General features: G+C 59.6%; 15 protein-coding genes, 5 tRNA genes and 1 pseudogene. 13 read left to right on the top strand and 8 right to left on the bottom strand.

Annotated elements, in window-relative coordinates; all coding sequences use genetic code 11:
• Positions 1 to 57: 57 nt before the first annotated feature.
• Positions 58 to 133, bottom strand: a tRNA-Asn gene (locus QYH43_RS18545).
• Positions 134 to 363: 230 nt separating this feature from the next.
• On the opposite strand from QYH43_RS18545, the gene QYH43_RS18540 reads away from it, so the two are divergent.
• Positions 364 to 594, top strand: coding sequence for a hypothetical protein (locus QYH43_RS18540; protein WP_046027137.1), 231 nt, complete (start codon positions 364 to 366; stop codon positions 592 to 594).
• Here QYH43_RS18540 and QYH43_RS18535 read toward each other — a convergent pair.
• The 3 genes from QYH43_RS18535 to QYH43_RS18525 form a co-directional block, all read right to left on the bottom strand.
• Entirely contained in the window at positions 591 to 800 is a 210-nt protein-coding gene (locus QYH43_RS18535) for a hypothetical protein (protein WP_095060955.1), read from the bottom strand. The genes QYH43_RS18540 and QYH43_RS18535 overlap by 4 nt on opposite strands.
• 235 nt (positions 801 to 1,035) lie before the next feature.
• Positions 1,036 to 2,232, bottom strand: coding sequence for an amino acid aminotransferase (locus tag QYH43_RS18530; protein ID WP_095060953.1), 1,197 nt, complete (start codon positions 2,230 to 2,232; stop codon positions 1,036 to 1,038).
• A 187-nt stretch (positions 2,233 to 2,419) separates the two neighbouring features.
• On the bottom strand, positions 2,420 to 2,569 hold the full coding sequence (locus QYH43_RS18525) for a hypothetical protein (RefSeq protein ID WP_218232136.1): 150 nt from the start codon (positions 2,567 to 2,569) through the stop codon (positions 2,420 to 2,422).
• On the opposite strand from QYH43_RS18525, the gene uvrB reads away from it, so the two are divergent.
• On the top strand, positions 2,568 to 4,583 hold the full coding sequence (gene uvrB / locus QYH43_RS18520; RefSeq protein ID WP_095060951.1) for an excinuclease ABC subunit UvrB: 2,016 nt from the start codon (positions 2,568 to 2,570) through the stop codon (positions 4,581 to 4,583). The two genes, QYH43_RS18525 and uvrB, sit on opposite strands and share 2 nt — an antisense overlap.
• 40 nt (positions 4,584 to 4,623) lie before the next feature.
• On the opposite strand, the gene QYH43_RS18515 is transcribed toward uvrB, so the two are convergent.
• Entirely contained in the window at positions 4,624 to 6,114 is a 1,491-nt protein-coding gene (locus QYH43_RS18515) for an MDR family MFS transporter (RefSeq protein ID WP_177408853.1), read from the bottom strand.
• Positions 6,115 to 6,163: 49 nt separating this feature from the next.
• Positions 6,164 to 7,252, bottom strand: a complete 1,089-nt coding sequence (locus tag QYH43_RS18510) for an HlyD family secretion protein (protein WP_095060947.1) — start codon at positions 7,250 to 7,252, stop codon at positions 6,164 to 6,166.
• Between the two features lie 229 nt (positions 7,253 to 7,481).
• Between QYH43_RS18510 and gltX the strand changes: the two genes are divergently transcribed.
• The 10 genes and pseudogenes from gltX to QYH43_RS18460 all read left to right on the top strand — a co-directional run.
• On the top strand, positions 7,482 to 8,963 hold the full coding sequence (gene gltX, locus QYH43_RS18505; protein WP_095060945.1) for a glutamate--tRNA ligase: 1,482 nt from the start codon (positions 7,482 to 7,484) through the stop codon (positions 8,961 to 8,963).
• Positions 8,964 to 9,180: 217 nt separating this feature from the next.
• Positions 9,181 to 9,256, top strand: a tRNA-Ala gene (locus QYH43_RS18500).
• Positions 9,257 to 9,335: 79 nt separating this feature from the next.
• Positions 9,336 to 9,411, top strand: a tRNA-Glu gene (locus tag QYH43_RS18495).
• A gap of 53 nt (positions 9,412 to 9,464) precedes the next feature.
• Positions 9,465 to 9,540: transfer RNA gene (locus QYH43_RS18490), tRNA-Ala, on the top strand.
• Positions 9,541 to 9,621: 81 nt separating this feature from the next.
• Positions 9,622 to 9,697 (top strand) — tRNA-Glu (locus QYH43_RS18485).
• A 184-nt stretch (positions 9,698 to 9,881) separates the two neighbouring features.
• Positions 9,882 to 10,421 carry a TetR/AcrR family transcriptional regulator gene (locus tag QYH43_RS18480; protein ID WP_301157750.1) on the top strand — a complete coding sequence of 180 codons (540 nt, stop codon included), beginning with the start codon at positions 9,882 to 9,884 and terminating at the stop codon, positions 10,419 to 10,421.
• A 29-nt stretch (positions 10,422 to 10,450) separates the two neighbouring features.
• Complete coding sequence (locus QYH43_RS18475) at positions 10,451 to 11,284, top strand: alpha/beta hydrolase (RefSeq protein ID WP_095060941.1); 834 nt, start codon at positions 10,451 to 10,453, stop codon at positions 11,282 to 11,284.
• Positions 11,285 to 11,332: 48 nt separating this feature from the next.
• Positions 11,333 to 11,770 carry a thioesterase family protein gene (locus QYH43_RS18470; protein ID WP_095060931.1) on the top strand — a complete coding sequence of 146 codons (438 nt, stop codon included), beginning with the start codon at positions 11,333 to 11,335 and terminating at the stop codon, positions 11,768 to 11,770.
• 172 nt (positions 11,771 to 11,942) lie between these two features.
• Positions 11,943 to 12,902, top strand: a complete 960-nt coding sequence (locus tag QYH43_RS18465; RefSeq protein WP_095060929.1) for a tRNA-dihydrouridine synthase — start codon at positions 11,943 to 11,945, stop codon at positions 12,900 to 12,902.
• A pseudogene (locus QYH43_RS18460) lies at positions 12,893 to 13,006 on the top strand (heat-shock protein); the annotation flags it as partial. The gene QYH43_RS18465 and the pseudogene QYH43_RS18460, both read left to right, overlap by 10 nt.
• Before the next feature lie 58 nt (positions 13,007 to 13,064).
• Here the strand turns inward: QYH43_RS18460 and QYH43_RS18455 are convergent.
• Both QYH43_RS18455 and QYH43_RS18450 read right to left on the bottom strand, forming a co-directional pair.
• Positions 13,065 to 16,343 (bottom strand): EAL domain-containing protein, encoded by a 3,279-nt coding sequence (locus tag QYH43_RS18455; RefSeq protein ID WP_095060927.1) that lies wholly within the window; start codon positions 16,341 to 16,343, stop codon positions 13,065 to 13,067.
• 65 nt (positions 16,344 to 16,408) lie between these two features.
• Complete coding sequence (locus tag QYH43_RS18450; RefSeq protein WP_301157749.1) at positions 16,409 to 17,299, bottom strand: LysR family transcriptional regulator; 891 nt, start codon at positions 17,297 to 17,299, stop codon at positions 16,409 to 16,411.
• 147 nt (positions 17,300 to 17,446) lie between these two features.
• Between QYH43_RS18450 and leuC the strand changes: the two genes are divergently transcribed.
• On the top strand, positions 17,447 to 18,865 hold the full coding sequence (gene leuC, locus QYH43_RS18445) for a 3-isopropylmalate dehydratase large subunit (RefSeq protein ID WP_095060923.1): 1,419 nt from the start codon (positions 17,447 to 17,449) through the stop codon (positions 18,863 to 18,865).

The raw sequence follows: 18,865 nt of genomic DNA, 5'->3' as shown, positions 1-18,865 counted from the left end.
CGGATCACAAAAAAGCCCCTGAACCTTTCGGTTCAGGGGCTTCTTGATATTGCTGTCTGGCTCCACGACCTGGACTCGAACCAGGGACCCAGTGATTAACAGTCACTTGCTCTACCAACTGAGCTATCGCGGAATGGCGCCTATGTTACTGATTCAAAAAGAGAAGTCAAGCGCCGGATGATCAGGTGAGCCATTCAAGGGGGCGGAAGGTGATTTGTCGGTGATTGGCGGTTACCGGATTCGCTTGCGGGGGCTAACATGGCTGCCCGGAAGTGGTAACACGCGCTGCCGGCCATTCGCCGAAAAGGTACGCGCCATGACTTGCTTGACCACAACACCGCCTCGCAACAACGAGGTGTTCGCATGAGCATCGCTCAAATCAGCCTGCCCAAAGGGGTCGGTCCTCACGCTGAAAAACTGTTCGATGCTATCACTCAGGCCAGCAACGCCGAGGAGTTGAACCGTGCAGGCGGCAAGGCTGAAGGTTTTGTTCTGGGCCTGGAAAGTACCAAAGCGATCAAGAGCCAGGTCGCCGAGTCGCTGTACGTGGCCTATGACGACGCGGCCAGCCAGCGTGCGACCGAACTGGCTTAACCGCCGAAGGTAATCGTGCCTAGCATCAGTTTGGCATAGAGCGCGGTGGCACCCAATTGCACCAGCCACAGGGCCAGGCCACCGAGAAACACACCGGCAGCGACTTGCATGACCAGGTTGTTGCCGCGTTTGGCCGGGGCGCGGGGGATGAAGCGATCCAGGTCATCCAGATCGTCGCGGTCGGCGCGCAGGTCATCGTTTTTCATATCGGCACTCGTCAGAATAGCGGGGCGTACACGAAGCCTGCAGGAGCCGGCTTGCTGGCGAAGAGGTCAGAATCTCCGACATCGATGTCGGTCTCCCGAACGCTATCGCCGGCAAGCCGGCTCCTACAAGGGTCTGTGTGCAGTCTAAGGGCTTGGTCCCGTTATTGAGCAATCAACAGGACAAATAAAAAACGGGAAGCCAAAGGGCTTCCCGTTTTTCGTCTCACGGCGTGATTCAGATCACCTGAACGATGGCGTCAGTCACAGCCTTGATGTTGCTCTGGTTCAGCGCGGCGACGCAGATGCGGCCGGTGTCCAGGGCATAGATGCCGAACTCGTTGCGCAGGCGGGTCACTTGCTCAACCGTCAGGCCGGAGTAAGAGAACATGCCACGCTGACGGCCAACAAAGCTGAAATCGCGCTGCGGCGCGTTCTTCGCCAGGGTGTCGACCATCTGGATACGCATGCCACGAATGCGCAGGCGCATTTCGGCCAGTTCGGCTTCCCACTGGGCGCGCAGTTCCGGGCTGTTCAGCACGGCGGCGACGATGCTTGCACCGTGGGTCGGCGGGTTGGAGTAGTTGGTGCGGATCACGCGTTTGACTTGCGACAGCACGCGCGCGCTTTCTTCTTTCGATTCGCTGACGATCGACAGCGCGCCAACGCGCTCGCCATACAGCGAGAACGATTTGGAGAACGAGCTGGAAACAAAGAAGGTCAGGCCCGATTCAGCAAACAGACGCACGGCGGCGGCGTCTTCGTCGATACCATCGCCAAAGCCCTGGTAGGCCATGTCGAGAAATGGCACGTGACCTTTGGCTTTCACCACGTCCAGCACGTTGTTCCAGTCCGCCGGGCTCAGGTCGACGCCGGTCGGGTTATGGCAGCAAGCGTGCAGCACAACGATCGAACCGTTTGGCAGCGCGTTCAGATCTTCCAGCAGGCCAACACGATTTACGTCGTGGGTCGCGGCGTCGTAGTAGCGATAGTTCTGCACCGGGAAACCCGCGGTTTCGAACAGGGCGCGGTGGTTTTCCCAGCTTGGGTCGCTGATCGCCACGACGGCGTTCGGCAGCAGTTGCTTGAGGAAGTCGGCACCGATTTTCAGGGCGCCCGTACCGCCAACGGCCTGGGTGGTGATCACGCGGCCAGCGGCGATCAGCGGCGAGTCATTGCCGAACAACAGTTTCTGCACAGCCTGGTCATAGGCGGCAATACCGTCGATTGGCAAATAGCCACGGGAAGCGTGTTGAGCAACGCGAATGGTTTCGGCTTCGACAACGGCGCGCAGGAGTGGAATTCGCCCCTCCTCGTTGCAATAAACACCGACCCCCAGGTTGACCTTGTTGGTACGGGTATCGGCGTTGAATGCTTCGTTGAGGCCCAGGATTGGATCGCGTGGTGCCATTTCGACAGCGGAGAACAGGCTCATTATTGCGGCGGCTCTGAATGGAAAATGGAGGGACGTGTCGCGCTCCAGCCGAATGCACTAGAGCGGTGCACAAACGGGGAGCTAGTATAGAGGCCATCTGCGATTGATGGCGACAGGCGAATCGGCTTTTCCCGTAAGTTTTTCCGATTATTTTTCGACCGTTAGTCGATTGTTGTCATCAAAGGCTTTACGCGTTGTAGGACGTTTGCCTTGAAAGCGACGGCAATCGGCTCCACATTGAGCGCAATCCAGTTTTTTCCTCGGGCGACAACGGTCGTTTGCGGTCTTTCTCGTTCGTGTCGGTTTTGCCGGCAAGAGTGATCCAGAGGTATTTCATGTCTGAATTCCAGCTAGTCACCCGTTTCGAGCCCGCCGGCGATCAGCCGGAAGCCATCCGCCTGATGGTCGAGGGTATCGAAGCCGGGCTGGCGCACCAGACGTTGCTCGGTGTGACCGGCTCGGGCAAGACTTTCAGCATCGCCAACGTGATCGCCCAGGTACAGCGCCCGACGCTGGTGCTGGCGCCGAACAAGACCCTCGCGGCGCAGCTGTACGGGGAGTTCAAGGCGTTCTTCCCGAACAACGCGGTCGAGTACTTCGTTTCCTACTACGACTACTACCAGCCCGAAGCCTATGTGCCGTCCTCCGATACCTTCATCGAGAAAGACGCCTCGATCAACGATCACATCGAACAGATGCGCCTTTCCGCGACCAAGGCGTTGCTGGAGCGCAAGGACGCGATCATCGTCACCACGGTGTCGTGCATCTATGGTCTGGGCAGTCCGGAAACCTACCTGAAAATGGTGCTGCACGTGGATCGGGGTGACCGACTCGATCAGCGGGAGTTGCTGCGGCGTCTGGCCGATCTGCAATACACCCGCAACGACATGGATTTCGCCCGTGCGACCTTCCGCGTGCGCGGCGACGTGATCGATATCCACCCGGCGGAATCCGATTTCGAGGCGATCCGCATCGAACTGTTCGATGACGAAGTGGAAAGCCTGTCGGCGTTTGATCCTTTGACCGGTGAGGTCATCCGCAAACTGCCGCGCTTCACCTTCTACCCGAAAAGCCACTACGTGACGCCCCGGGAAACCCTGATGGGCGCCGTGGAAGGGATCAAGGAGGAGTTGAAGGAGCGCCTGGAGTACCTGCGTTCGAACAACAAACTGGTGGAAGCTCAGCGCCTGGAACAGCGCACCCGTTTCGACATAGAGATGATTCTCGAATTGGGTTACTGCAACGGCATTGAAAACTACTCGCGCTACCTGTCCGGACGCGCATCCGGTGAAGCGCCGCCAACCTTATACGATTACTTGCCAGCGGACGCCTTGCTGGTGATCGACGAATCCCACGTCAGCGTCCCGCAGGTCGGTGCGATGTACAAAGGCGACCGCTCGCGCAAAGAGACACTGGTGGAATACGGATTCCGTCTGCCGTCGGCGCTGGACAACCGGCCGATGCGCTTTGACGAGTGGGAAAGCATCAGCCCGCAGACGATTTTCGTCTCGGCGACACCGGGCAACTATGAAGCCGAGCACGCTGGGCGCGTGATTGACATGGTGGTGCGTCCGACCGGGCTGGTGGACCCGCAAATCGAGATTCGCCCGGCACTGACCCAGGTCGACGACTTGTTGTCGGAAATCAGCAAGCGCGTGGCGGTCGAAGAGCGGGTGCTGGTCACCACGCTGACCAAACGCATGGCCGAGGACTTGACCGATTACCTGGCCGATCACGGCGTGCGCGTGCGCTATCTGCACTCGGACATCGACACCGTGGAGCGGGTCGAAATCATTCGCGATCTGCGTCTTGGCACCTTCGATGTGTTGGTGGGGATCAACCTGCTGCGCGAAGGTCTGGACATGCCTGAAGTGTCGCTGGTGGCGATCCTCGATGCGGACAAGGAAGGCTTCCTGCGGTCCGAGCGTTCGCTGATCCAGACCATCGGCCGTGCGGCGCGTAACCTCAATGGCCGGGCAATTCTCTACGCCGACCGGATCACCGGCTCCATGGAGCGGGCCATCGGTGAAACCGAGCGTCGTCGCGACAAGCAGATCGCCTTCAACCTGGCCAATGGCATCACCCCCAAAGGTGTGTTCAAGGACGTTGCCGACATCATGGAAGGCGCGACCGTGCCGGGTTCGCGCAGCAAGAAGCGCAAGGGCATGGCCAAGGCTGCCGAGGAAAACGCCCGGTACGAAGCGGAATTGCGCTCGCCTGGCGAGATTGCCAAGCGCATCAAAGCCCTGGAAGAGAAGATGTATCAGCTCGCTCGCGACCTGGAGTTCGAAGCAGCGGCGCAGATGCGCGATGAGATTGCCAAGTTGCGCGAAAGACTGCTGACGGTCTGAACTTAAAATGCGCTCGCCACATGTTGTGTATGGCTCAATATCAATGCGCCTCGCCAGCCTTCAACCCCTCCGGCAATTTCTTGGTCAGCAACACCGCCAGCATGCTGATCCCCAGTGCAATCCCGACAAAATGAAACGCATCGTTGTAAGCCATGATCGACGCCTGCTGATGGGCGATTTCACTGAGCTTGGCCAGCGCCGCCGTTTCATTGCCCAATCGATCGCTCAACGAGGCGATGCGCTCGGCGACCTGCGGATTGCTCGGCACCAGGGCCTCGCGCAAGTAATCGAAGTAAACCTTGGTCCGCGCATCCAGTAGCGTGGCGAGGAGGGCGATGCCAATGGCGCCGCCGAGGTTGCGCAGAATGTTGAACAGGCTCGACGCCGATCCCGCGTCCTGCGGAAGAATGTACGCCGTGGCGATCAACGAAATGGTGACCATGATCAGTGGCTGGCCGAGGGCGCGGACGATCTGGATCTGATTGAACTGCGGCCCGGCAAAGTCCGGGTTCAGCACGCCCGAGGAAAAACTCGCCAGTCCGAACAACCCGAAGCCCAGCGTGCACAGCCATTTGGGCGAGACATACTTCATCAGCTTCGGCACCAGCGGAATCAGAAACAGCTGCGGCACACCCATCCACATGATCACTTCGCCGATTTGCAGGGCGTTGTAGTTCTGGATCTGCGCCAGATACAGCGGCAACAAATAGATCGAGCCGTACAAGCCGACCCCCATCCCGACACTGGAAATGCTCGATAATCCAAAGTTACGATTGCGCAGGATGCCGAGGTTGATCAGCGGATTGGGCTTGGAGGTCTGCACGATCACAAAGGTGATCAGGCTGATCAGCGCGATACTGCCCAAGGCCACGATCAGGCTCGATTCCAGCCAGTCCTTGCGATGGCCTTCTTCCAGGAACACCTGCAAGCAGCCGAGACCGATGCCCAGCGTGAGGATGCCGGCGTAGTCGGTGCTTTTGAGTAACTCCCAGTGTGCTTCCTTCTTTTCGAGGCCGTACATCAGGCCGGCGATCATGAGCAAGCCGGGCGGGATGTTGATATAGAAGATGTATTCCCAGCCCCAGTTTTCCGTCAGCCAACCGCCGAGGGTCGGGCCAATGGAAGGGGCGAAGGTCGCCGTCATGGCAAACATCGCCATGCCTTTGGCGCGGTGATGCTCCGGGAGTTTGATCAGCGTCAGGGTGAAGGCGAGCGGGATCAGTGCGCCGCCGGTAAAACCTTGCAGGGCTCGGAACACAATCATGCTTTCCAGGCTCCACGCCATGGAGCAGAGTAGGGAAGCGAACAGAAATCCGATGGATACCCACACCGCCAGGCGTCGCGCCGAGAGCAGTTGAACCAGCCACGCGGTCAGCGGGATCATGATGATCTCGGCCACCAGGTAGGAAGTGGAAATCCACGAGCCTTCTTCCAGCGTCGCCGACAGCGCGCCTTGAATATCCTTGAGCGACGAGTTGGTGATCTGGATGTCCAGCACCGCCATGAAGGCGCCGAGCATCACGCTCATCACCGCAATCCAGTCCCGCCGGGTCGGCTCGCCGACCGGGCGGATCAGTTGATCACCGGCCATCGGCAGGGGCGTCTTTGAGGCTCACTTTCACGGTGACGTCTTCCGGGGCGTCCTTGATGTTCACCTTGGCGGTGACCGACATGCCCGGACGAATCTTGCCGCGCAGCGGATTGTCCGCAGCGAAGGTCAGTTTGACCGGAATCCGTTGCACGACTTTGGTGAAGTTGCCCGTGGCATTGTCCGGAGGCAGCAGGCTGAATTGCGCGCCCGAGGCGGCAAACAGGCTGTCGACCCGGGCTTCGATCGGTGTATCGCCATAGGCATCGAAGGTCAGCTCGGCTTTCTGGCCGGGCTGCATGTGACCGATCTGGGTTTCCTTGAAATTCGCCTGAATCCAGATGTCTTCGTCCGGCACGATCGACAACAGATAGGCACCGGCCTGCACAACTTGACCGTTACGCGCAGCACGCTGGCCGATCAGGCCGCTGATGGGGGCGTGGATCTCGCTGCGGGTCAGGTTCAGTTCGGCCTGGGCCAGGTCGGTTTTGGCGTTGGCGATCTGCGCGTCGAGGCGTTTGATGTCGGCATTCAGTGCATTGACTTGCTGGCGCTGACTTTGCGCATCGGCCTGGGCTTTGGTGACTTGCGAGCGGGCGATGTGGTTTTCTGCGGAAAGGCTCGTCACGCGTTCTTCCGAGATATAGCCGGGTTTGCGCAAGGTTTCGGCGCGAATCAGGTCGATTTGCGAGCGACCCAGGCTCGCCTGGCTGGACGAGACTTGCGCTTCGCTGGCGGCAATCAGGCTGCCTTGCTGAGTCAGTTTGCTCTGGGCTTGCAGGCGTTCGGCCTGGCGGGTGGCGAGGGCGGCGTTGGCACGGTCGACGGCGAGGCGGAAGTCTTCGCCTTCGAGCCTGATCAGCAATTGGCCTTTCTCGACATGCTGGTTGTCCTGCACCAACACTTCGTCGATGCGTGCGCCCAACTGGCTGGACACGCGGGTGATTTCACCCTGGACGTAGGCGTTATCGGTGCTTTCATAAAAACGACCGTTGAGGAACCAGTGGGCAAACAATCCCCCGGCAATCAACAGGACAATCAGCAGGAAGGTAAGCAGGCGACGCTTGAGTTGGGCAGGCATGGGCAAACTGTAGTCAAGAAATTGTAAGAGAAGTTTACAGCACCCAAATCTGTCATATCACCGATAAGCGGTAAATGCCGACGACTGATATTCGGCCATTCACCACGCCATACAGGCATTCCAGTCGCAACCTTGGCTTAAATGCCCTGTTAGCTGGAGCCGGGCGGGTGTCGCCTGTTACCATTCGCGCCTTGTTTGAACTTCGCTTTTATTCTTTTCGAGACATGCCATGACCACCGTCCGCACTCGCATCGCGCCATCGCCTACCGGGGATCCCCACGTAGGCACCGCTTACATCGCATTGTTCAACTACTGCTTTGCCAAGCAGCATGGCGGTGAGTTCATCCTGCGGATCGAAGACACCGACCAGTTGCGTTCGACCCGCGAGTCCGAACAGCAGATCTTCGACGCCCTGCGCTGGCTGGGTATCAACTGGAGCGAAGGCCCGGACGTTGGCGGCCCGCACGGTCCTTATCGTCAAAGCGAACGCGGCGATATCTACCAGAAATATTGCCAGCAGTTGGTAGAGCTCGGTCATGCCTTCCCGTGCTTCTGCACCGCCGAAGAGCTGGACCAGATGCGCGCCGAGCAAATGGCTCGCGGCGAAACTCCGCGTTACGACGGCCGCGCCTTGCTGCTGTCCAAGGAAGAAGTCGATCGTCGCCTGGCTGCCGGCGAACCGCACGTGATCCGCATGAAGGTACCGAGCGAAGGCGTCTGCGTAGTGCCGGACATGCTGCGTGGCGACGTTGAAATCCCGTGGGACCGCATGGACATGCAGGTCCTGATGAAGACCGACGGCTTGCCGACGTACTTCCTCGCCAACGTCGTCGACGACCACCTGATGGGCATCACCCACGTATTGCGTGGCGAAGAATGGCTGCCATCGGCGCCGAAACTGATCCTGCTTTACGAGTACTTCGGCTGGGAGCAGCCCGAGCTGTGTTACATGCCGCTGCTGCGTAACCCGGACAAGAGCAAGCTGTCCAAGCGCAAGAACCCGACTTCGGTGACGTTCTACGAGCGTATGGGTTTCATGCCTGAGGCGATGCTCAACTACCTGGGTCGCATGGGTTGGTCGATGCCGGACGAGCGCGAGAAGTTCTCGCTGCAGGAAATGGTCGACAACTTCGATCTGAAGCGCGTGTCCCTCGGCGGGCCGATCTTCGACATCGAGAAGCTGTCTTGGCTCAACGGCCAATGGCTGCGTGACCTGCCGGTCGAAGAGTTCGCCGCACGCGTGCAGAAGTGGGCGTTCAATTCCGAATACATGATGAAGATCGCACCACACGTGCAGGGCCGGGTTGAAACCTTCAGCCAGGTTGCACCGTTGGCCGGGTTCTTCTTTGCCGGTGGCGTGAACCCGGATGCCAAGTTGTTCGAATCCAAGAAGCTCTCGGGCGATCAGGTTCGTCAATTGATGCAGTTGATCCTGTGGAAGCTCGAAAGCCTGCGTCAGTGGGAGAAGGACAGCATCACTGCGACCATTCAGGCCGTGGTCGAATCGCTGGAGCTGAAACTGCGCGACGCCATGCCGCTGATGTTTGCGGCGATCACCGGCCAGGCCAGTTCGGTGTCGGTGCTCGATGCGATGGAAATCCTCGGGCCGGACCTGACCCGTTTCCGTCTGCGCCAGGCGATCGACCTGCTGGGCGGCGTGTCGAAGAAAGAAAACAAAGAGTGGGAAAAGCTGTTGGGCGCTATCGCCTGATCCCACAGGGTTGACCTGTAGGAGCCGGCTTGCTGGCGAAGCGACCTTGCGGCCGCCATCGCTGGCAAGCCAGCTCCTACAGTTGGGGAAAACCCCTGATTTTTCGGGGGAGGGCGGTAAGTGATTGTTATGTCGGCAAAAAATTTCAGTTTTTTTGCAAAATAAGTTTGACAGACTTTCGATGCGCCCTTAAGATTCGCCCCGTCCTCAGCGATGAGGGGCTATAGCTCAGCTGGGAGAGCGCTTGCATGGCATGCAAGAGGTCGACGGTTCGATCCCGTCTAGCTCCACCAATTTACACTTCAAGGTCTGGCCACACCGGCTTTGAAGCGATCAACACTCAGCGTTGATCTGTTGTATAGAAGGGTTTGCGTCCCCTTCGTCTAGTGGCCTAGGACACCGCCCTTTCACGGCGGTAACAGGGGTTCGAGTCCCCTAGGGGACGCCAGTTTTACAGAAGTGATGTTGCAAGATGTCACTCCGCCGCGAGGCGAAAAATCCGGGGCTTTAGCTCAGCTGGGAGAGCGCCTGCATGGCATGCAGGAGGTCAGCGGTTCGATCCCGCTAAGCTCCACCAATTTTACAAGTTCAAGGTCTGGCCACACCGGCCTTGAATCGATCAGCTCTCAGCACTGATCAGTTGTATAGAAGGGTTTGTGTCCCCTTCGTCTAGTGGCCTAGGACACCGCCCTTTCACGGCGGTAACAGGGGTTCGAGTCCCCTAGGGGACGCCACGATTACCCGCTCTGCGGGATTTTATAAGGGTCATTCAATTATTGAATGGCCCTTTTGTTTGTCTGGCGTTTGGCAAAATCTCCCTTTCTCTTTCAAACTGTTCTTCAGACCAGCGGTCACATCCACGACTTGCGAAAAATTATTATGAGAATAATATTTGAGTCGTAATATTCGGAGGCAACGATGAACGATAAAAAAGCTCAAACCCGCGAACGCATCCTCAAGGCCGCCAGCTCCGCGCTGATTCAGCGTGGCCCGGCCGAACCGAGCGTGGGCGAGGTGATGGGCGCGGCGGGCCTGACGGTCGGCGGCTTCTACGCGCACTTCGAAAGCAAGGACGCCATGATGCTGGAGGCGTTCAAGCAATTGCTCGGTCACCGGCGTGACCTGATTGCCGACATGGATAGCGAACTGACCGGCGAAGAACGTCGTGCGTTGGTGGCGGCGTTTTATCTGTCGCGCAAGCACCGTGATTCCTCCGAGTCGGCCTGCCCGATTCCCGCGTCGGTCGGTGAGCTTGGGCGGCTGCCGGATGCCTTCCGTGTCGCGCTCAGCGAGCACATGGAATTGATGGTCGCGCAATTGGCGGCCAGCCCTGAAGAAACCGATAAAGCCTTGGCCGACATGGCCTTGATGGTGGGTGGTCTGGCTCTGGCGCGGGCGCTGGGGCCGGGAGAATTGTCCGATCGATTACTGCGTGCCGCCAAATCGGCAGTGCGTTGACCTGAAGGCTGCGGCCTGGGGAGAATGCGATGAGCACGTTGAAGTGGGTTCGTGGCGTTAATGGCACCTTGGGCTGGGTTGCACCGAAACTGGTTGCAAGCAAAATGCGACTGGCTTTCATGACGCCGCGGGATCTGCCGCCGCGTGACTGGGAATTGCCGCTGTTGGCGAAGTCCGAACGCATCACTTTGCGATTCGGTCTTTCAGCGTTGCGCTGGGGGCAAGGCCCGGCGGTTTTGCTGATGCACGGCTGGGAAGGGCGGCCGACGCAGTTCGCCAGCCTGATCACGGCGCTGGTCGATGCCGGATATTCGGTGGTCGCGCTGGACGGTCCGGCCCACGGCCGCTCACCGGGCAGTGAAGCGAATGTGGTGCTGTTCGCCCGCGCCATGCTTGAAGCCGCCGCTGAATTGCCGCCGTTGCAAGCGGTCATCGGCCACTCCATGGGCGGTGCCAGTGCCATGCTGGCCGTGCAGCTGGGCCTGCGCACCGAAACACTGGTCACCATTGGCGCCCCGGCCCGCATCCTCGGCGTGTTGCGCGGGTTTGCCCGTTATGTTGGGTTGCCACCCAAAGCCCGTTCCGCGTTCATTCGCCAGGTCGAGAAAGATGTCGGCATGCGCGCAGCGATGCTCGACGTCGCCCATTATCAACTCGACATGCCCGGCTTGATCGTCCACGCCGAAGACGACAACTTTGTCTCGGTCAAGGAGTCGCAACTGATCCACGAAGCCTGGTTTGATAGCCGCTTGCTGCGCCTGCAAGAGGGTGGTCATCAGCGGGTACTGGCCGATCCTCGGGTGATTGACGGGGTGTTATCACTGCTGGCCGGTCGCAGCCTGCAATCGCGCCAATCGGCCTGAGCATCCGTTACACTGCCCCGGTCGAAACTATCTGACCGGGAGTGGGGCATGGGCTGGGATCGGGAAACGCCATTTATCATTGATCTGCAAGTGGGCGCCGAGGACATCGATGGGTTGGGTCACGCGAACAACGCGGTGTACGTGACCTGGCTGGAGCGTTGTGCCTGGCGCCACTCCCAGCGCCTGGGCCTGGATCTGGTCGAGTACCGTCGGCTGGACCGTGCCATGGCGGTGGTGCGGCACGAGATCGATTACCTGGCGGCCGCCTACGAGGGCGACGAGTTGCAGTTGGCGACCTGGATCGTCGATTGGGACCAGCGCCTGAAGATGACCCGGCATTTCCAGCTGATCCGCCCGAGTGACAACACCACGCTATTGCGCGCACAGACCACGTTCGTTTGCATCGAGCTGTCCACGGGCAGACCCAAGCGGATGCCGGCAGAATTTATCGAGGGCTACGGCCCGGCGTTGCAAGTCCCGGCCTGACACGGCCCTGTGGCGAGGGAGCTGGCTCCCGTTAGTGCGCAGCACTCTTCATTTGCAGGGGGACCGCTTCGCGCTCCAGCGGGAGCAAGCTCCCTCGCCACAAAGGTATGCGCAAGTCTTTCGCTCGATAATCCAGTAAACTGCCGCACGTTTTTCGTTGAGTGTGTTTTTCATGCAAATTGCTTTGGCGCCCATGGAGGGGTTGGTCGACGACATCCTGCGCGACGTGCTGACCCGAGTGGGCGGCATCGATTGGTGTGTGACCGAGTTCATCCGGGTCAACGACCAGTTACTCACGCCCGCCTACTTCCACAAGTTCGGACCGGAGCTGCTCAACGGCGCGCGGACCGCCTCTGGCGTGCCGCTGCGCGTGCAGCTGCTGGGTTCCGACCCGGTGTGCCTGGCGGAAAACGCCGCGCTGGCCTGCGAGTTGGGTTCCGAGGTGATCGACCTGAACTTCGGCTGCCCGGCCAAGACCGTCAACAAGTCCCGTGGCGGTGCGGTGTTGCTCAAAGAGCCTGAACTGCTCAACCAGATCGTCGAGCACGTGCGTCGTGCCGTGCCTGCACACATTCCCGTCACCGCCAAGATGCGCCTGGGGTTCGACAGCCCGGACGGTTCGCTGGTCTGCGCCACGGCCCTGGCCGAGGGCGGTGCCGAGCACATCGTGGTGCACGCGCGAACCAAGGTTGACGGGTACAAACCGCCTGCGCACTGGGAATGGATTCCACGGGTGCAAGACGTGGTCAAGGTTCCGGTGTTCGCCAATGGTGACATCTGGAGCGTCGAAGATTGGCGCCGGTGTCGTGAAATCAGTGGCGTGGAAGACATCATGCTCGGTCGCGGCCTGGTTTCGCGCCCGGATCTCGCCCGACAGATTGCCGCTGCACGTGCCGGTGAGGAAGTGGTCGAGATGACCTGGAGCGAGCTGCTACCGCTGATTCAGGACTTCTGGCTGCAAGCCAAGGCGCAGATGACAGCGCGTCAATCCCCAGGTCGCCTGAAGCAATGGCTGGCGATGTTGACCCGTAATTATCCCGAAGCCGTAGAGCTGTTCACCGTCCTGCGACGCGAGACAGAACTGGATCAGGTCTCGCGTTTGCTGGGATTGCCGGTGGCGGAAGCGGCCTGAACAACGGTCTGTTGAGCATTGACCTGCTGCGGGTGATTCCTGAAGAGGCGAAAGCCAGGCGCATCCCGATCAACGGGACGCAAAAGCCAGCTCTGCAACACTAAGCCAGAGCAAGAAAAGGGCGCCAACGGCGCCCTTTTTTGTACCTGTTCTTTGTAGGGATCATTTCAGTAATTTCTGAAACTCTTCAACCGGCAGCGGCTGGCTGTGCAGATACCCCTGATAGAAGTGACATTCCAGCCCTTGCAGAAACTCCAGCTGCTCCGCCGTTTCCACCCCTTCGGCAATCACTTTCAAGTCCAGGCTGCGGGCCATCGCGACAATAGCGCGAATGATTTCGGCGTCGTTCGGGTCGCTGGTCGCATCGCGGATGAAAGATTGGTCGATTTTCAAGGTGTCGACCGGCAGGCGCTTGAGGTAGGTCAGCGAGGAGTACCCCGTGCCGAAGTCATCCATGGCGAAGCTCACGCCGAGTTTTTTCAGGCGGCGCATTTTGCTGATGGTGTCTTCCAGGTTCTGGATGACGATGCCTTCGGTAATTTCCAGTTTCAGTATCGAGCAGGGCAGGCCTTGGCTGGTGAGGCTGCTTTCGACGCGTTCGACAAAATCGTTCTGACGGAACTGACGGGGGCTGATGTTGACGCACAGGCTGAACCGATGCGGGTCCACCAGATGTTTATCGACCAACTTCTTGAACGCCAGGCAGGCTTCATTGAGGATCCAGTTGCCGACCTCAAGAATCAGTCCACTGTCTTCCAGTACTTTGATGAACTCGTTGGGTGATTGCGCACCGAGTTCCGGATGAGTCCAGCGCAGCAATGCCTCGGCACCGACGATGCGATCGCCCCGTGCGTCGATCTGGGGTTGGTAATGCACACGAAATTCGCCTCGGGAAAGGGCCAGGCGCAAGTCGGTTTCCAGGCGCAGGCGTTCACTCGCGGCCTTCTGCATGGTGTTGTGGTACATCTGCGCGGTGTTACGCCCCGAATCTTTTGCGCGATAGAGCGCGATATCGGCGCGTTTGAGCAGGTCCGTTGGTGTCGAGCCGTGATCGGGAATCAGAGCAATGCCGATACTCGGTGTCACCTGCAGGCGATGGCCGTCGAGGAACATCGGTTCGGATAGCAGTTCGCGCAGGGTGTCGGCCAGTTCCCGCACCTGATCGCTGACTGCGCTGCGCGAACCTTCGAGGCCGCTGAGCAGCACGACGAATTCATCACCGCCCAGGCGTGCGACGGTGTCTTCCATGCGCACGCTCGCCTCAAGGCGGGCGGTGATGATTTTCAACACGGTATCGCCCACCGGATGACCGAGGGAGTCGTTGATGTGCTTGAAGTGGTCGAGGTCAAGGAACATCAACGCGCCGCGCAGATTGTGGCGTTTGAGCAGGGCGATCTGTTGGCTCAGGCGATCCATCAGCAGTGCGCGGTTGGGCAGGTTGGTCAGCGGGTCGTGGTAAGCCAGGTGACGAATTTGCGCTTCGGCATTTTTCAGCAGGCTGACGTCCCGCGCGGTCAGCAACAGGCATGCGGTTTCGTTGAGGGTGATCGGCTCAACCGAGACTTCGACGGTCAGCAACTCACCGCGCTTGTTGCGTGCGAGCATTTCCCGGTGATGGACCCGGCCCTTGGTGTGCAATTCGGCCAACAAACCCGACCGCTGTTTTTCTTCGGCCCAAATCCCGACCTCATAGACCGTGCGGCCCACCACGTCCTCGGTGCGGTAACCGGTCAAGCGGCAAAAGCCGTCGTTGACCTCCAGATAGAAGCCGGTGTCGCGCTCGGTGATGGTGATGGCATCGGGGCTGGAGTGGAACGCCTTGGCGAACTTCTCTTCGCTGGCCTTGAGTGCCGCTTCCGAGCGCTGTTGCTGGGTGATGTCGCGCAATGTGGTGACGATGCAGGGCTGTTCGCCAACGCTGATCTGGCGGCTGGAAATCACGCAGGTCAGTGACTGTCCGTCCTTGTGCTGGACCTGTATCGCGACATTGCTCAGGTCTTGTTCGCGGATGACTTGTTCGATGCGTCGCAAGCTTTGGGCCGAGGCATCCCACAGGCCGATTTCATCGGCGCTGCGATCGATCACGTCGGCGGTGTTCCAGCCGAAAGTCTGGGTGAAACTGGAATTGATCTCGATGAAGTGGCCGGTGTCCTGGCGAGTGACGCAGATCGGGTCTGGGCTGACTTGAAACAGGGTGGCGAACTTCTCTTCGGAGGCCACCAGTTTCTGTTCGCGTTCAACCTGATCCGTGATGTCGAGCAGGGTGCCGGCCATGCGCAATGGCGCACCGTTTTCATCCCGATAGAGGCGGGCTCGGCTTTCCAGGTAGCGTGAACTGCCGTCCGACAGTTGCACACGATAGGTCAGTTGATAGTTGCCGGCCGGGCCTTCGCGCAGGCTGCGGTAGGCGTCGCGCATGGTGTCGCGTTCTTCGCCCGGTACCCCTTCGAAAAAATCGTCAAAGGACTCATGGAACGGTATGGCTTCCATCCCGTGCAGTTGAGCCGCGCGTGCCGAGCCATAGAGCATGCCGCTGGGAATGTGCCAATCCCAGGTGCCGAGTTGCGCCGAGTCCAGGGCCAGGTCAAGGCGTTCCTGACTGTCCTTGAGGGCGTGTTCGGCGATTTTTCGTTCGGTGGTGTCGAGGAAGGTGCTCAGCAAGTACGGCTGGCCTTCGAGTTCGACCTTCTGGGCGCTGAGGATGCCGTCGTGAATCTGCCCGTTGCTGGCGCGAAATTGCACCTCCATGCTGACCAGATCGCCTTTGGCCTTGGTGGCCTTGACCAGTTCTGCCCGCTGTTCAGGGTGCACCCATAGGCCCAGTTCCAGCGTTGTGCGGCCGATCGCATGTTGTACCGGCCAGCCGAACAGGCTTTCGAAATACTGGTTGGCTTCGGTGATCAGGCCATCTTCCTGGCGGGTCAGCAGGACCATGTTCGGACACAGATGAAACAGCGTGGCGAAGCGTTTTTCCGAGCTGCTCAGCGCGTGCTCGCGCTGGCGCTGTTGGGTGATCTCGCGGATCACACCAATCATGCGTGGCCGGCCGTGCTTGTCCGGCAACAGGCTGCCGCTGACTTCCAGCCAGTGCAAGCTGCCATCGGGCCAGCGAATCCGGTGGTGCATGGCCTGTTCCAGTGGCGCGCCGGCGATCACCGCATGGAACGCACGAATGGTTTTCGCCCGGTCTTCCGGGGGTAGCAGGTCGAGGTATTCCATGTCCGCCGGCAACGGTCGGCGGGGGTCGAAGCCGAACAACGCCTGTGTGCCTCGTGACCAACTGATCTGCCCGCGTTCAATGTCCCAATACCAGGCACCCAGGTGCGCGCCGTTAAGTGCGGCCAGCAATTGCGAGGCACTTTCCCAACTCTGCTCCGAGTTTTTAGGGTCAATCGCCTGTATACGCGGCATCGGCGGAATACGGTCAACAGATTTCGGCATTGGCAAGCCTTAGGCTGAATGGGCGTTTGGCACAGGTGTTCGCGGCTTTATAGGCTTAGCACAATTTAGCCTTGAGTCCCTGGCAGATCGAGTTGGGCGTCCAGCAGGGCCATGAAAGCCCGGGCAGCATTCGACAATGTCCGTTCGGTGTGCAGGATATAGCCTAGCTGGCGAGTGAGCTGTATGCCCGGCAAAGGTATCCTCGCCACCTGATCGTCGAGCATGGTGCGCGGTAAAACACTCCAGGCCAGGCCGATCGAGACCATCATCTTGATGGTTTCCAGGTAGTTGGTGCTCATGGCGATGTTGGGCGTCAGGCCTTGGGCTTCAAACAGGCGCTGCACGATGTGATGGGTAAAGGTGTTGCCGCCGGGGAATACGGCGGGATGCAGGGCTATGTCCGCCAGGCTGACCTTGCCGTTGTTGAGGAGTGAGTGCTCCGGGGCAACCACGAAGTCCAGCGGGTCGTCCCATACAGGCGTGGCTTTGACCAGTGTGTGGGGTTCCGGCGCGAGGGTGATGACAGCCAGTTCAGCGCGGCCGTGGAGAATTTCCTCGTAGGCGACTTCTGAGTCGAGGAACTGAATATCCAGCGCCACCTCGGGATAGCGTCGGGTGAACTCCCTTAATAAGGGCGGCAAGCGGTGCAGGCCAATGTGGTGGCTGGTGGCCAGGGTCAGACGACCGGTCACTTCGCCCGTGAGGTTGGTCAGGGCGCGGCGCGTATCATCGAGGACATTCAGAATCTGATACGCCCGTGGCAACAGGGCGCGGCCAGCCTCGGTCAGCCCGACCTCGCGGCCCAGTCGATCGAACAGTCGCACCTTTAATTGCTGCTCCAACCCGGCGATGCGTTTGCTGATCGCCGGTTGAGTCAGGTGCAGCCGTTCGCCCGCACCGGAGAAGCTTCCGGTCTCGGCGATGGCAATAAAGGCATTGAGATTGGCCAGGTCCATGGTTGTATTCCAGTTGGTTATCCAAAGCATAAAAAATATGAATTTGAGTTATTTAATGTAACCCCATAGGATCAGCCTCACAAGCCAAAGGGTTATTGAGACTTTCAAGGCCCGGGGCATAGAAACAAGCTGATGAGGAACCGTCTGATGGCCGGCAAAACGCTCTACGACAAGCTCTGGGATTCGCATTTGGTCAAACAGCGCGATGATGGCTCTGCGCTGATCTACATCGATCGTCACATCATTCACGAAGTGACCTCGCCGCAAGCCTTCGAAGGCCTGCGTCTGGCCGGGCGCAAGCCATGGCGCATCGATGCCAACATCGCGACCCCGGACCACAACGTACCGACCACCCCGGAGCGCAAGGGCGGCATCGAGGCGATTGTCGACCAGGTCTCGCGTTTGCAGGTTCAGACCCTCGACGACAACTGCGATGAATACGGCATCGTCGAGTTCAAGATGAACGACATCCGCCAGGGTATCGTCCACGTTATTGGCCCTGAGCAGGGCGCGACCTTGCCGGGCATGACTGTGGTCTGCGGTGACTCCCACACCTCGACCCATGGTGCATTTGGCGCTCTGGCTCACGGTATCGGCACCTCCGAGGTCGAGCACGTGCTCGCCACTCAGTGCCTCGTCGCCAAGAAAATGAAGAACATGCTGGTGTCCGTCGAAGGCCAATTGCCGTTCGGCGTGACCGCCAAGGACATCGTCCTCGCGGTGATCGGCAAGATCGGCACCGCCGGCGGTAACGGCCATGCCATCGAATTTGCCGGCAGCGCCATTCGCGACCTGTCCGTCGAAGGCCGCATGACCATCTGCAACATGTCCATCGAGGCCGGCGCTCGCGTAGGCCTGGTGGCCGCTGACGAAAAAACCGTGGCTTACGTGAAGGGCCGTCCATTCGCCCCGAAAGGCGCGGAATGGGATTTGGCCGTCGAAGCCTGGAAGGACCTCGTCTCCGACGCTGATGCCAGGTTCGATACTGTGGTCGAGCTCGATGCGACCCAGATCAAACCGCAAGTCAGCTGGGGCACTTCGCCTGAGATGGTGTTGGCGGTAGACCAGAACGTGCCAGATCCTGCGAAGGAAATGGACCTGGTCAAGCGCGATTCCATCGTCCGCGCCTTGAAATACATGGGTTTGACCGCCAACCAGGCGATCACCGACATCCAGCTCGACCGCGTGTTCATCGGTTCCTGCACCAACTCGCGGATCGAAGATTTGCGCGCTGCGGCCGTGATCGCCAAGGGCCGCAAAGTGGCTTCGACCATCAAGCAGGCCATCGTGGTGCCGGGCTCGGGTCTGGTGAAGGCGCAGGCCGAATCGGAAGGTCTGGACAAGATTTTCCTCGAAGCCGGTTTCGAATGGCGCGAGCCGGGTTGCTCGATGTGTCTGGCGATGAACCCGGACCGTTTGGAGTCCGGCGAGCATTGCGCGTCGACCTCTAACCGTAACTTCGAAGGCCGTCAGGGCGCCGGTGGCCGTACCCACCTCGTCAGCCCGGCCATGGCCGCGGCCGCCGCTGTGAACGGTCGTTTCATTGACGTCCGTGAATTGATCTAA

The sequence above is a fragment of the Pseudomonas sp. C32 genome (assembly GCF_030417915.1).
Lineage (GTDB): Bacteria > Pseudomonadota > Gammaproteobacteria > Pseudomonadales > Pseudomonadaceae > Aquipseudomonas.
This window is presented reverse-complemented; position numbering and strand designations above follow the sequence as displayed.

Bases quoted from the DNA above. Each gene is read 5' to 3' on its own strand.
- QYH43_RS18540 (WP_046027137.1), top strand. From the start codon at position 364: ATGAGCATCGCTCAAATCAGCCTGCCCAAAGGGGTCGGTCCTCACGCT.
- QYH43_RS18535 (WP_095060955.1), bottom strand. From the start codon at position 800: ATGAAAAACGATGACCTGCGCGCCGACCGCGACGATCTGGATGACCTG.
- QYH43_RS18530 (WP_095060953.1), bottom strand. From the start codon at position 2,232: ATGAGCCTGTTCTCCGCTGTCGAAATGGCACCACGCGATCCAATCCTG.
- uvrB (WP_095060951.1), top strand. From the start codon at position 2,568: ATGTCTGAATTCCAGCTAGTCACCCGTTTCGAGCCCGCCGGCGATCAG.
- QYH43_RS18525 (WP_218232136.1), bottom strand. From the start codon at position 2,569: ATGAAATACCTCTGGATCACTCTTGCCGGCAAAACCGACACGAACGAG.
- QYH43_RS18510 (WP_095060947.1), bottom strand. From the start codon at position 7,252: ATGCCTGCCCAACTCAAGCGTCGCCTGCTTACCTTCCTGCTGATTGTC.
- gltX (WP_095060945.1), top strand. From the start codon at position 7,482: ATGACCACCGTCCGCACTCGCATCGCGCCATCGCCTACCGGGGATCCC.
- QYH43_RS18480 (WP_301157750.1), top strand. From the start codon at position 9,882: ATGAACGATAAAAAAGCTCAAACCCGCGAACGCATCCTCAAGGCCGCC.
- QYH43_RS18475 (WP_095060941.1), top strand. From the start codon at position 10,451: ATGAGCACGTTGAAGTGGGTTCGTGGCGTTAATGGCACCTTGGGCTGG.
- QYH43_RS18470 (WP_095060931.1), top strand. From the start codon at position 11,333: ATGGGCTGGGATCGGGAAACGCCATTTATCATTGATCTGCAAGTGGGC.
- QYH43_RS18465 (WP_095060929.1), top strand. From the start codon at position 11,943: ATGCAAATTGCTTTGGCGCCCATGGAGGGGTTGGTCGACGACATCCTG.
- QYH43_RS18455 (WP_095060927.1), bottom strand. From the start codon at position 16,343: ATGCCGAAATCTGTTGACCGTATTCCGCCGATGCCGCGTATACAGGCG.
- QYH43_RS18450 (WP_301157749.1), bottom strand. From the start codon at position 17,299: ATGGACCTGGCCAATCTCAATGCCTTTATTGCCATCGCCGAGACCGGA.
- leuC (WP_095060923.1), top strand. From the start codon at position 17,447: ATGGCCGGCAAAACGCTCTACGACAAGCTCTGGGATTCGCATTTGGTC.